The sequence below is a fragment of the Cryomorphaceae bacterium genome, from assembly GCA_017798125.1.
GTDB lineage: Bacteria > Bacteroidota > Bacteroidia > Flavobacteriales > ECT2AJA-044 > ECT2AJA-044.
Genome location: CP059070.1, coordinates 1,086,132 through 1,100,227, shown reverse-complemented (window position 1 = coordinate 1,100,227; position 14,096 = coordinate 1,086,132). Strand labels below are relative to the sequence as shown.

The 14,096-nt window shown below is 50.2% G+C and carries 9 protein-coding genes; all 9 read right to left on the bottom strand.

Annotated features, from left to right (window positions below):
- Positions 1 to 5 precede the first annotated feature (5 nt).
- The 9 genes from HZ996_04665 to HZ996_04625 all read right to left on the bottom strand — a co-directional run bounded on the left by HZ996_04665 (position 6) and on the right by HZ996_04625 (position 13,988).
- A complete protein-coding gene (locus HZ996_04665) occupies positions 6 to 680 on the bottom strand; it encodes a TonB family protein (GenBank protein ID QTN38468.1) in 675 nt (224 codons plus the stop codon).
- An 83-nt stretch (positions 681 to 763) separates the two neighbouring features.
- Positions 764 to 1,492 carry a TonB family protein gene (locus HZ996_04660; protein QTN38467.1) on the bottom strand — a complete coding sequence of 243 codons (729 nt, stop codon included), beginning with the start codon at positions 1,490 to 1,492 and terminating at the stop codon, positions 764 to 766.
- Between the two features lie 120 nt (positions 1,493 to 1,612).
- Positions 1,613 to 2,317, bottom strand: coding sequence for a TonB family protein (locus HZ996_04655; GenBank protein ID QTN38466.1), 705 nt, complete (start codon positions 2,315 to 2,317; stop codon positions 1,613 to 1,615).
- A gap of 66 nt (positions 2,318 to 2,383) precedes the next feature.
- Positions 2,384 to 2,710 (bottom strand): VanZ family protein, encoded by a 327-nt coding sequence (vanZ, locus tag HZ996_04650; protein QTN38465.1) that lies wholly within the window; start codon positions 2,708 to 2,710, stop codon positions 2,384 to 2,386.
- Positions 2,711 to 2,756: 46 nt separating this feature from the next.
- Positions 2,757 to 3,137, bottom strand: a complete 381-nt coding sequence (gcvH, locus tag HZ996_04645; GenBank protein QTN38464.1) for a glycine cleavage system protein GcvH — start codon at positions 3,135 to 3,137, stop codon at positions 2,757 to 2,759.
- Between the two features lie 42 nt (positions 3,138 to 3,179).
- Positions 3,180 to 10,310, bottom strand: coding sequence for a cell surface protein SprA (gene sprA / locus HZ996_04640; protein QTN38463.1), 7,131 nt, complete (start codon positions 10,308 to 10,310; stop codon positions 3,180 to 3,182).
- Between the two features lie 58 nt (positions 10,311 to 10,368).
- Entirely contained in the window at positions 10,369 to 10,950 is a 582-nt protein-coding gene (gene ruvA, locus HZ996_04635) for a Holliday junction branch migration protein RuvA (GenBank protein ID QTN38462.1), read from the bottom strand.
- Entirely contained in the window at positions 10,947 to 13,214 is a 2,268-nt protein-coding gene (locus HZ996_04630) for an NADP-dependent malic enzyme (GenBank protein ID QTN38461.1), read from the bottom strand. The genes ruvA and HZ996_04630 overlap by 4 nt, the downstream gene beginning before the upstream one ends.
- Before the next feature lie 84 nt (positions 13,215 to 13,298).
- Complete coding sequence (locus HZ996_04625; GenBank protein QTN38460.1) at positions 13,299 to 13,988, bottom strand: T9SS type A sorting domain-containing protein; 690 nt, start codon at positions 13,986 to 13,988, stop codon at positions 13,299 to 13,301.
- Positions 13,989 to 14,096 lie beyond the last annotated feature (108 nt).

Below are 14,096 nucleotides of genomic sequence, written 5' to 3'. Positions count from 1 at the left end.
GGTGCTTAATTCAAGTTCACGCTGATCGGCACGACGTAGCGTACCTGAACAGCCCGACCATTTGCACGAGCTGGCTCCATCGGAGGCAAGCTCTCAATCACGCGAAGAGCTTCTGCATCCAACTCATCGTTCACACTGCGAACGACCTTGGCGCGCTCGATTAAGCCCAATTCGTTGATTTCAAAATAAACTTCAACCACTCCGCGCTCGCGGTTATTCTCGAGCATGGTGCGTTGCTGTAGATCGCGCTCCGGGTAGGTGAACTCATCTTGGATGTGCGCGGCCAATTGCTCGTCAAAACAAGCGCGCTGATCCGCAGGCTCTACGATTTCTTCGCAACCTGGCATAGCAGGTTTTTGATCGGCCATGGCCATGGTGATGACGATTTCGTCTTCATCTTCGATTTCCTGGCCCTCCATCATATGGGCGTCTTTTACTTCAGCAGATACTTCATGGTGAATCTCCGCGGAGCGCTGATCTACATCCGCCGCTTCTTCGGTCTCATGAGCCGAGGCAGAGTCCATTTCCATAGCGCCCTCATCTGAACCTTCAGCCGTGCTATCCTCCATCGTTTGTGTGCTGTCCGTTCCTTCAGCGTCTGAACTGGATGCTGGGTCACTCATACAGCTGTACATGCCGAATGCCAAGCATGCCGCTGCGATCATGGTTATCTTCTTCATATCGTTTGGGTTTTAGTTCAAAGCAAGATAAAAAAAGCCCTCGGAGTAGACCGAGGGCTCTAGCGCCTAATTGCGGAAATTCTTTATTGTAGCTGAAAATTTATGGGGACCGCATAAGAAACCGGCACCGGCTTCCCCCTCTGCTTGGCAGGAGAAACCATGACAGGCATGGAATTTAGAAGTCTTTCACCTTCCGCTTTCAGGTGTTTATCCGGTCCTCGAACCGCCTCTACTTGTGTAACTTTTCCTTCAGCGTCTATGACAAAGGAGACAAAGACCTTGCCTTCCGTTCTCATTTCTCTTGAAATCTCAGGATAGTGAAAATTGTCCTGGATGTGATTCCACATCATTTCTACAAAGCATCTTTCGCGATCTTCTCCGCGCAGTCCTTCGCATCCCGGAAAGACGGGGAGTTCTTCCACCGAAATAAAGGGAATGGCCTCGAGCACTTCGTGTTTGCTCTGACCAGGTATGATTTCAGGCACCTCTTCCCAAGGTTTATCAGGTATTTGAATCGTCTTGTTGACCGCGACCAGCTTCTTGGGTCTTTTCGCGGGCTTGTTAGGCTCCAACTTCTTGGGTTCTACCGTTTTCTTTTTCTCGGGGACCGCTTTTTCACTTCGATAAACCACGGGCGGCAGAACCTCCGTATCCGGGTTCACCCGTTCGACAATATCCTGGGTGGGTAAATCGGAAAAGGACTTGAGCTGAAAAACGGTAATCATCAGGACTAAGGCAATGCTCAATCCAATGAGCCGGAACACAAATTTGTGGCGTTCGAGATCCGCCTTGGGCGACTTTTTGACTTCCATAGAGCAACAGTTTAAGAGAGATTAAACCGGGTGGTTATCTAAACTGCTCCAAATATGATGCCCAAAAAAAAGCCCCCGGAAAATTCCGAGGGCTCTTCTATTCTTTATGAAGCAAGTCTTTTACTGCAGCTTAAAGTTAATCGGTACCGTAAAGGCAACCGGTACGGACTTTCCACGCTGCTTGGCTGGAGTCATTTTTGGTAAAGTCTCCACAATTCGTACCGCTTCCGCATCGAGGTGCTTATCCACACTACGAGCAACAGTTGCATCTGTAATGGCTCCTTGTTGATCGATAACGAAGGTGACGTACACCTTTCCTTGAATACCCATATCCTTGGCAATAGGAGGGTATTTGAAGACGGTGCGGATGTGCTCGGCAATCTTTTGATTAAAGCACATATACTGCTCTTGTGAATCCTTGAGGTGCTCACAGCCCGGGAAGACCGGCTTGTTTTCTACAACCATGAAGTTCATGGGCTCCAGTACTTCCTCTTCCGGCTCTTCAATAATTTCAATGATCTCTTCCTCATCGAAGTCTTGATCTTGAATCTCGATTTCATCCTCAATTTCAATATCGTCTTCAACGACTTGAATCACTTCGGGGGGAGGAGGTGGAGGGGGTGGTGGTTTCTTTTGACGGATGGTCACAGGAACCATTTCTTCATCGATCTCCATATCGAGAGATCCGAGATCCATCAACTCGCGCTCGTACGTTTTCCACTCGAAAGCGAAGATCACGACCCCAAGGGCGATGATCAACCCTACGAGCGTAAAGATCGAACGTGAGCGTTCTAGATCAGCTTGTGGATTTTTCTTCTGTTGCATTGCCTTTCAGAATTGAGCGTTAAAAATAGGCATTCGCCCACGGGACACCAAAAAGTGCCATTAATTTTAAGTAAAGCTTCCTCCTTTGAGTAAGCGGTGCATGGGAAAAGCGAAGAGCGAGCCCGCCATATTGGCCACCACATCTAGGACTTCTCCTTTCCGGCCTTCGATGAAATAATGCTGAAAGAGCTCCAACATTATCCCAAAAACCATGCTCACAATAAACGCGAGAAGGAACGCTCTATTGCGCCAAACTACCTTGTGATCTTGTTTGAGCCAAGCGCGGGCCAGCAGAATGGTCAAGACAAAATAGACAAATGCGTGGGCAAACTTATCGGAGAACTGGACCCTTGGCATATCTCCTCCGGGCGTCAAACTAGTGAGCAAGATCACGCACATCCAAAGTATGGAGGGTACGAATCGCCGGAGCAGGGCCGTATTAAGCACCGATGACTTCTTTGTATCCGGCTGCATCCAACAGGCTGTCGTAATCGCCGTCATTGCTCGCCTTGATCTTGATCATCCAACCCTCTCCATAGGGGTCGTCATTGACTTTTTCTGGATCATCCTCAAGTGCAGCGTTGAATTCAACCACTTCTCCCGCCATGGGCATGAATAGATCAGATACGGTTTTCACGGCTTCGACAGATCCAAAGACTTCTTCTCCGTCCAATTCATCGCCTTCCGTTTCCACTTCAACGTAAACGATGTCCCCCAATTCGCCTTGGGCAAAATCAGTAATACCCACGACGTAGAGATCTCCTTCTTTGCGGATCCACTCGTGGTCTTTGGTGTACTTTAAATCCTCTGGGATATTCATTTGGTAGTGCTTTATTGAGGCCCTAAAATAGAGAAAGTTCTATCACTGACCTAGAGTGAATCGCATCTCGATTCCGAAGTTGGTATTCGCCGTTGGGAAGGCTGTGGATACCACGTAATTGGTCATCACACGATCGAAGAAGAGTCGAACGTTAAAGCGTCGAGAAATTACGTAATCGGCGGAGACTTGAATCTTCACCAAACTCTGACCACCGGTAGGCAAGGTGGTTCCTTCAACAATTCGTCGAATGATGGTTCTGTTCTGTCGAATCGAAACGTCCGCCTGAACATTCAAGTCCGATACAATTCGACGTGTCCGTCCACCGCTTTTTACACGGAACGGAACATCTCGGAAGCGATATCCAAGTCCAAAAATGTACTCCCTTCCCGCGACTTCAGTAATCTGGTTGTTTGCAAAGCTCATGGTCATGCTTCGGTCGCGGCGCATTTCGACCCGTGAGGTCAAACTGTTGTTCAGGGTAACGTCAATCTTAGCCAATGGGGAGAATGATTCGCGAATGGCCACCGTCTGAATCTGGTACTCGGCATAATAGTTTCCACCAGGGTCAATTCCATCTGGATCGTCCTGAACCCGTAAGTCTGTTTGGAAGCTCCCCACCGTATAGCTGGAGCGATAAGCATGGCTCAAGGTCACCGTTCGGAAGGTCTCGCGAACCCACGGAATCTTCATCAATCCGTCGTACGTAATTCGCCAGTTCGGGAGCGGCGTATTTCGGATAGTGGCTGTGTTGTAGGATGAAGCATCACGGCCTTGGTAAGCTGCCAAGAACGCGGGAATCAATACATCCTGTTGGGTTGGACCATAACCGACGGGGAATCCAGTAGAATCGTCAATGACTACTATCCCGTCTCGGTCCAGGGCTAGTCGCTCGGCGATGACAAATCGGTTTTCTAGAAACTGATCGTACGCGTCAGACTGGAACGTTCCGTCACTAAAGCTGACCTTCTCAAAGGCTGTAGACCAACTCAAGAAACTAATGCTCAGGTTTCCGCGATACATCGGGTTCAAATCCACGAAGTCATCAGTATCTGGATCATAGCGGAAGAAAGACTCGAAGTTCTCCGCATAGGTGCGGTTACCAGTCAATTCAATTCGGAAGTCGCGTATAGGCTCTAAATTCAAACGCAGGTTCAAGTTTTGAGCCACCGTTTGGGCATAACGCTGATTCTGCAGGGTATCTGTTGTGATCCAGCCATTGAGTGCGGCCTCAGGGCGAATATCCGCTTGAGATCCAAAGACAAACCCAAGAGAAGGTGCCATACTGCCATTGTATGAGGTGAGTCCGAAGAACGATACGCCCGGCAAGTAACCCGGCAAAAGCGTTCCATTGTTTTCCGTGTAGCTGATGTTACCGTTCTTCACCATCATCAAGAATCGCAGAACGCCTTTGCCAAACTCGCCGCTCTTCTCTTTTTCTTCCTCTTCTTCATCACCTGCGCCCGGCTCTTGTTGTCGACGCGTAGGCATTCTTCGCGTGTTGTTCTGGCGCTGATTGGCATTGCGCAAGAATCCGACCTTGTTGTAGAGCTGTGTGAAGTTGAACTGTAGGTTGTACTGTTGGGTGTTGCTGTTCTGAATGGTATTCCCAAAACTCAAACGCGTCTGTGAGGCCGTAGTCCAGTCGTAGTTACTGGTGTAGCGGTAGGTCGCATTAGTCCAGTCAAGAATCGGAATCAAGTTCACAGGTAGATTCCAATTGAAGTTCAAGGTCTGGTGGAAGCGCGTTGAACGTCCCCCGCTCCAGAAATTCGACCAAATGGTATCACGCGCACTGTCGTCTATGGCCCCTTCTGGTTCGTCAATCCGGTTATTCGAGGTGGCCGTATAGTCAATCTTGATGTTCTTGGTCAGATCGTACTTCAAGTCGTAGATCCGATCCATTGTAAAGGCCTTGTTGTAGTTTGGCTCAATCAGTAGAATCGCATCGCTGTTGTTTCTCAGCTTCGTCTCCGCGTAATCACGTCGAATGTTGGTCTGGAAGGCAAATCGGCTAGGTAGATAGTAGAAGTTCGCTTCGCTGAACAGGCGCAACCATTTAGAGCTTCGAAGGAAGTTGACGTTTCGGAAAGGTCGAACGTTCTCCGGTCGGGTATTGAAGTTATACGCCAGCTGCCCTTGGGTATTCTTCATGACCGAGTACTCCGTGTTTACATCTCGGTGGTACGTCTCGTTATAGGAATAGGTCACTGAGAAGTTCTCGATATCCCAAGGCATTTCCTTTTTCGGAGCCTGCTGCGTTGGCGCTCCGGGACCTCTTGGAACACCCGGCCCAGCCTGCGGCTGTGGTCGACCACCTCCACCGGTTCGTTCCTTGCGGACATTGGTGAAGTTAACGCTTGTCCGTCGCGTGTAATCCTGAATGATGTTCTTGAGGGAATCTCTTTCCTGACGGGTATCTAATGCGTCATATGCTTCTGACGTTTCGATGTCTGTATCCAATTCGTTAAACATTGGATTGGCAATTCGCTCTCCATACCCGAAGTACATCGGAATGCGAATACCCGAGTTTCCAAAGAATTGACCCAAGTTCAAATTCGACTGGAAGTTGTACTCCAGAATTTCTTCCTTGTTTCGGTCTTGGACGGCCTTGTCGATGCCTCCAAATCCAATGGTGCTGTAGTTACCCGAAAGGCTCACCGTACCGAAATCCGCCAGCTTGGCAACGGCACGAAGGGTTGCTGCGTATCCTCCACGTTGGTCAAAGTCCGTTAGACGCAACTCATTGAACCAGAATTCGGCACATTTGCTCATGCCGTCATCCGGATCACTTGGCCCCAGTTTTTTCGGATTCCGCATACCGAGCATGATGGTACGGGCATTCCCCAAACTCGGGTTACCCACAACAGTAATTCGGTGACCCTTGGCATTGATGACCGTAAATGGAGTCGTCAAATTCACATCCGGATTGCCCTGCATGGCGTTGTTCCGGGCCAATTTAGCCTGTGTGATTTCATCAAAACTGAAGTCGAATTCGTTCTCTTCTGGCCAAATCAAATCCGGATCTGAAGTTCCCCAAGGTGTAACGGTTACCGGAATCTCATATTCATAGTAGTTCTGAGTAAAATCGGATCCGATTCGCATGAAGGCCGTCATATCGCCGTCCTGGAGATCATCACCGTCACGCGCGTCTTCCGCGTGGACAAACATCTTGATGCGGTTGTAGTTCCGCATATCCATGTTGATGTTCTTGAAGGCTGCTCGGGCATCCCCGTCTTCCAACTCACATGCCCGGAGACTAATCGACTGCTCGTTCTGTGCCTGTAGGTTGGTGGTACCGAAAAGGACCTGACGATCAATTCCAGGAGGAATCACATAGGGAATCGGCGTACGCTGACCATTTTCTTCGAGGTTAACCGCCGTCAAATCGAAGTTGGTGTCGTCGTCCGAATCGTCATCTAGATTTTCTCCGGGTACAGCCAAGTTGTCTTGATAACGTCTCCAATCACTTCGCACAAACTCAAGACGAGCAAAACGCATGATCAAGGAATCTTGGAACCCTGTATACACCATTCGCATGAATCGAATGCTTCGGAAATCAAAGATGTTTCCAACAACGCGATCTGGCTCAAAAATGGGCACTTTAAGCTGATACCAAGTCACCTCATCAACCTGTCCGTTCTGAAGCTTAACCGAAGCCGTTACTGCATCGGTAATGTAGTTCTCTCCGACCACCATGTCTTCCGGACGGATACTGATTCGGTACTGGTAATACGCCTCAGTTTTACTTAGGGTCTGGTCTTGGTTGATGTCTTCGACATCAGGCAGTGTTGTGGCGGCGGTTGGATAGGGCTCAATACTGGTTCCAACAGGAGAGTTCCCTTGTGTATTGTTGTACAGCTTGTAGCGGTCCAAGATGCTGACTTCCGCGTCATCGTAATCCGATCCACGGTAGTAATGGTAGTCATCATTACCCGGATCTTGCAAGGCTTGTTGGTAAGCGCCAGAGTTAGTTCCGTAAGCGGCTGCGATCAAGTCCAAATAGGTCGGTGCGCCGTCTACATTGTTGTACGGCCAGCTGGCTTCCAAGGTGTTGTTCAATCCATCCAATCCGATATCCTGACGAGCACGAGCATCGGGATCATTGGCAAAGGCATTGACAATAGATTGATTGGTCGGCACATGTCCCCAAGCCGTAGAATCGACATCGATTAAATCCGTCCCTTCTGGCAAACCATTCTCAAAGGACTTTCGGTTATCGCGAAGAATGTCTTCAGAGATATTTCCTAAGTGAATGTACAGGTCTCCCCCTTCTCCGTCCGGATCGTAAACAAAGGGATCCAAAATCCACATCTGGATGAATTCGACATTGGCCGTTTCGAAGTTCGACTGGGTAATGGCGCGCATAATACCTCCCCATCGCGTTTGAGGCTGAGCCAGCGATCCATCTGCATTCAAACCAGCTGAAAAAGCTGTCGGCTCCACATCGAAGTTGTACGGTCCGCGCTCATCCGGATAGAAGGCCATGTTCATCACGGCCATGTTGGTTGGTTGACCGTTCGGGATATCCTTCGCTGGAAAGAGCTCCGTAATCAGGACTTCACGGACAAAGTGGTTACTCTGCTGGTCGGGGTCGTTGCGGATGTGATCTGGAGTAAGCGTATTGTTTCGGTGGAAAAGTGGGTCAACCACGTACCAAGCAAGCTTGGCTCGGTTTAGACCATAGGCGACATCGTCGCTGAGTTCAGCTTCAGGCCAAAGTTCGGGTTGCCCCTGTGGGGTTGAGGCAATCTGCCATTGGGTAACGGTCCGAATATCAATAGTCGTTTGGCTGTTCTCGAAGTCATCAATGTAGCTGGTACCGTCCCCATCGATCTTAATCCCTCGAGGAGAACCGGGGATCAGCTGGGCAAATTCACCCGTTACGTTAATGGTCGATTTAGCCTTGGTGCTGATACCGGGAAGGGCGTCCACCATACGTGTCAGGAAGCGAGACTCCGTAGAGTAGTTTCCATTTAAACCCCAAATCGTATTGTTGATGGGCTCATCTCCCATATTGACCTTTTGGGTCAAGGGACGTTCCCCAAGGTTGAGAATGGTACCCCCGAGCATGAGGTCGTCGCTAAACTCGTAGTCGACATGGGCCCCCATGAATCGCTTCGCCTGGAAGTTAAAGAGCGAGTTGTTTTCGAGCGAGATTTGAATAGGCGTTCCTGAATTCAACAATCCTTCGTCGATGATTTTTACTCGACCGAGGTTGTAATCTACGGTGTAGTGAACGTTCTCCACAAGTTGCTGTCCACCGGCGGTTACAGTCACGGAACCCTGAGGGACGTTCATGGCGTTCAGCGGTATCTCACTACTACTGCTCGATCGATAACTACCTCGGAATAGGAATTTGTTGTGCACAGCGTCCTGCTGGGCCACGAACTTGGTACTGTCGTAAAGCTGATCGTAAACGTAATCATCCGCCAGTGCCCCGTCTCCTACAGCTTCAAATTGACTCCTGAGGTGGTCTCCAAACGGCTCGGCCACGGGGAACATGATTCGCCCGTTGCTGGGAATAATGGTGAGTCCTGGCACAAAGTCATACACCCCATCGGGGAAAGGGTCGTTGTTGTTGTTGAGTTTATCGACGTTCAAAACGCGAAGAAGAATCTCGTTGGAAAGTTCGCCTTCTGGAATGAAGTTCATCGGTTGTCCCGTCTCATCATTGGCGTACAATACATCCAATCGGAAATCTTGTGGGTTGACTTGGAACGCACCGATGTTATAGACGTTCTTCATCATCAAATCCCACATCGGCTGATTCACCGCAACGATGACACTCTTCAGCAACTTCACCATCAAAGTCTGAGGAGCATCGATACCGTCGTTGGAGAATTCCCCTACCTGATAGGTTTGACCGTTCAGGGTGTATTGGAAGGCTACCCCAAGGACCTCATCGGCGTTCAGACTCTGATTCAAAGAGATGTAACCGAGGTTCGGATGGAAGGTGTATTCGTTTGAACGGAGTCGGCGGGCCGTTTCCAGTTCAGCGTAGTCGATTTGCTCGCGGAATCCGAAGGCATTCAAGTAATCGTTGACCTGGTTGATGTCCCGTGTTTGCGGGTTGGCGAAGTCCTCTGGATTCAGGGTGTTGATGGCGTTATCCGGGAAGGTTCCGCCATTGTACGCGATGACCGGGTTGTTGATGTTCCGCTCACCGAGGTCCATGAAACCGACAATGTTTCGGGTATCATCGGTAATGTTGGTTCTGTTCGTGACCCAGACCTCAATCTTGGTGATTTCAATTCCCGACGTGATGACGGGAAGCTGCTCGAGCCACTGATCGTAGTTCTCATAGAAGTACTGGCTCAAGAAGAAGTGTCGGTTGGCCTCGTACTCATCGACCCGAATCTCGAATTCCTGGGTACGAGCACCGCCCTCCACATCAATAGTGCTGGTTTCACTCTTCTGTTCGGAAAATACAGTAGTTACGGTGGCTTTTCCGAATCGAGCTTGCGCCTTAACCCCGAAGAGGCTTTGGGCCCCAGTAATGAGCGTGGAGTTCAAGGGCAAACCAACATTTCCCACTTCGAGTCGCTGGATGATTTCATCTTCATCCCCCGTGTACTCGAGTTTCATTTGATTTTCGAAGCTGAAGGTAGCTTCGGTATCGTAGTTCGTTGTGATGCGCAGTTTATCTCCGATGGAACCGGTGACGTTCATCTGAATGCGCTCGTCAAAGTTGAAGCTAGCCGTACGGCGATTTCGTTCAGGAAGGGCGGGGTTATCCGTGCGGTTAATCATGGCCCCGAAAATCAAAGAAGCCGACCCACGGGGTCGGATATCTACGGTGTTACCGCCAAAGAGTCGATCGAAATCTTCACCACCGACCTGGAATTGGGGAAGAAGTCCCCCGGCTTCTTCAAGACCGCTCCCCAGACCGCTATTGCCGCCTTGACCGGATTTGTTGTCCCAGTAGTCATCGTTCTGTTGACTGAAAACGTAGTCTTGGTATTCTGTGGGAGACAGGAACTGTGGAGGGCCGAGTGGGAAATCACCCATCATCCGCTGGATGACGTACTGATTGGATACGGGGTCGTATTGAACGGATTCCGTGACGTTCCCAGGCTCATCCAGTATCAGATCGCCCTGCTCAGAACCGCCGGTATCCGACGTGTCGGTCTGGGCCCATCCTGCCGTAGGCAGAAAAACCGCAACCGTTAACAACAAAAATAGCCATCGCAGGCTCTGTGTACTATGACGCAATGCCACCTCTAATTTCCCCTCAAATATTATTCAACGCCTGCTTGATCAAGACCTCCACGCTCAAATCGGGATCTTTTTTCAGCAGGGCATCCACTACTTTTTGCGACTTCGCCTTCGGGAAGCCTAGCACATCCAATGCAGTTAACGCCTCGTCTCGGGCCGTATTGCTTGTCGGTAAAGAAATTTCACCATCAACTTCGAGTGTAGCGGCCTTTCCTTTGAGGTCGATGATGATGCGTTGGGCCGTTTTGGCGCCAATACCCTTGATGGCCTGCATGGCCGCTACGTTCTCCGTGACCAGTGCCTGCTGCAGTTCCGCAGGGCTCATACTACTTAAGACAACTTGAGCAGTGCTGGCTCCGACTCCGCTCACACTGATCAACAGTCTGAAAAACGCTCGTTCCGTTGCATCGGCAAAACCGTAAAGGGTATGCGCATCCTCGCGCACCTGCAAATGCGTATACAAGAAGACCGCCTCGTCTGATGGCAGCTTCTCATAGGTGCTCAGGGTAATCTGAACTTGATACCCTACTCCATTACATTCGATGACGGCATGAGTTGGACTCTTTTCGACGAGTCTTCCGCGCAAATGTGTAATCATCGGTTTTTGATTTGAGCTTCGGCCGCAGCAATGGTGACCATGTTGACAATTTCATGTACACCCGCTCCCAGTTGCAGCACGTGCATGGGCTTATTCATCCCCATGAGGATCGGACCAATGGCCTCAGCGCCCGTCAATTCTTGAATGAGTTTGTACGAGATATTGCCCGATTCTAGGCTTGGGAAGATCAAGACGTTTGCCCCGTACTTAGCCAAGTCAGAGAATGAGAAGGTCTCCTGCAAGAGCTCTACGTTGAGGGCGAAGTTCGACTGGATCTCTCCGTCGATAATCATCTCTGGGAAACGGCGCTTGAGCAAATCCCGGGCGTAGGCCATTTTCTCCGTATTCGCGTCGCGCGAACTTCCGAAGTTGCTGTAGCTCAGCAATGCAATACGCGGTACAATACCAAATTCACGAACGGTACGGGCCGCCATTAAAGCGATGTCCGCAATCTCACTTCCCGTCGGATTGACGTTGATGGTGGTGTCGGCCAAGAAAAGAGGTCCTTTCTTGGTCATCAAAATGTACATCCCGGCGACTTTCTTCACTCCAGGAGCACGTCCAATACATTGAAGCGCTGGTTTGATGGTGTTGGGGTAGCTGCGCGATACTCCGCTGATGAGGGCATCGGCCTCACCCATTTCCACCAACATGCTGCCAAAGTAATTTCGTTCCCGCATCAAGCGCTGAGCCTCGTAAAGGGTGATCCCCATGCGCTGGCGTTTTTGCCAGAGCTCCTCGGCAAATTTGTGGCGGGTTTCGCGGGTATTCTCCGCTTTGGGATCCAAAATAGGGGTCCCGTTAAAGTCCATCTGGTGCTCGTGAATCAGCTCCTTGATGCGCTCCGTATTTCCGAGGAGGATCGGTTTACAAATCCCTTCGTCCATAGTGATTTGCGCGGCCTTCAATACGTTGTAGTTCTCGGCTTCTGCAAACACTACGCGCTTTGGATTGCGCTTGGCGCGAATCGTGATGTGTCGAAGGAGCTTGTTGTCCATCCCCAGACGCTTGTTCAAACCGAGCTTGTAGAGCTCCCAGTTCTCGATGTCCTTAAGGGCCACTCCGCTTTCCATGGCGGCTTGCGCCACGGCAGGTGCTACGGTGCTGATCAATCGTGGATCGAAGGGCTTAGGGATGATGTAGTCCGGACCAAAGTTCAAGTTGCGATCGTCGTAGGCCAAAACCACTTCCTCAGGCACGGGCTGCTTGGCCAATTCCGCAATAGCGCGAACGGCAGCGACCTTCATTTCTTCGTTAATGGACTTGGCTCGAACATCAATAGCTCCCCTGAATATGTAGGGGAAACCCAATACGTTATTCACCTGGTTCGGATTGTCCGATCGACCGGTCGCCATGATGGCATCGGGACGAGCGTCCATCGCATCGGCATAGCTGATCTCCGGATCGGGATTCGCCAAGGCAAAGACAATTGGACGATCCGCCATGGACTGCACCATTTCCTTGGTCACCAGTCCTCCTTTAGACAGTCCCAGAAAGACGTCCGCTCCTTTCATTGCGTCTTCCAAGGTATGTACCGGTTTCTCGGTCACAAACTGACTCTTGTATTTGTCCAGGCCTTCGCGATCTGTGCGCAAAGCGCCCTTACTGTCGAGCATGACCACGTTCTCGTGCTTCACTCCGAGGGCGCAGTACAACTTGGCGCAGCTAATGGCCGCAGCTCCTGCTCCACTGACCACAACCTGTATGTCTTCAATATTTTTCTCTGCGAGTTCTAGAGCGTTCAACAAAGCGGCAGCCGAGATTATGGCCGTACCGTGTTGATCGTCGTGCATGACCGGAATGTCGAGCTCCTCCTTTAGGCGCTCTTCAATTTCAAAAGCTTCGGGCGCCTTGATATCTTCGAGGTTGATTCCGCCGAACGTGGGCGAAATGGCTTTTACCGTCTCCACGAATTTGTCGACATCCGTGGCATCTACCTCGATGTCAAAAACGTCGATGTCCGCAAAGATCTTAAAGAGCAGACCCTTTCCTTCCATCACCGGTTTCCCGGCCAACGGCCCGATATCTCCTAAGCCCAGAACGGCTGTTCCATTCGAAATAACCGCCACCAAGTTTCCCTTAGCGGTGTACTTGTACGCATCCGATGGATTCTTCTCAATCTCCAAGCACGGATCGGCCACCCCAGGCGAGTACGCCAGGCTCAAGTCGCGTTGAGAACTGTATTCTTTTGTGGGGGTAACCTCGATCTTGCCCGGCCTACCTTTTGCGTGGTAGTCCAGAGCCTCCTTTTTCCTCGATTTCACAAGTGGTCGGTTTGGGCCACAAAGGTAAAAAAAAGCCCCGCGCGGGCGGAGCTTTAGTTTGTTCTGGTTGTTTGGTTGTAAAGCTTATCGCTGAATCACCAATCGCTTGGTCTCTACGGCATCTCCACGATCGCTGCGTACAGTCGCAAAATACAAGCCTGGCTGCAGGTGAGACACTTGAAGTGTCACCTGGCCCTCACGGGCCGATAAGTGGCGCTCGCCAACTTTCTTACCCAACATATCGAAGATCTCCAAGGTCGCCGCTGAACTGTTTTGCACGTCGAATTTAACGACATCGCTTGCAGGGTTTGGATACGGTGCGCTCAAAGCCAATTCGTTCTCTTCCAAGCTCACCCCGAAGACGTTGTACTCCACTTCATACGTCCACTGGTTGCTCGGGTTATTCTCATCGTAAAAGATGTACTCAATAGTCGTTGAGCCCGTGGTTCCATTCGGATACAAGTGTCCGCTGAAATTCAAGATTGTATCTCCTGGATTCAACATCAAGGGATCTGGAGTAGTGTCGGTCGTTGGCAAGTAGCACAACTGCCAGCAAATCGCATTGTCAAAAGAAGGGTTATCTGAAACTATGCGGCGCGTCACCTTGATGGACATAGGAGTTGTTCCCGTATTCACAACCGGATTGTAGGACACCAATTCAAAATCGCCGGCGGAACCGATTTCCACATCGTTCGACTTTTCTAGCCAAAGAGTTTGGGCCGTCAAGGAAGTGACCGCTGAAAATGCAATGAGAAGGAGTAGAATTTTCTTCATTTTAAGCCATTTATGTTACGACAAAAGGGATGTAAAGTTAATTAATTTCGCTGGAACTTTATTAAATTTACCGGCCTTGACCGAATCTACTTTGTCTAAAACTTAAAT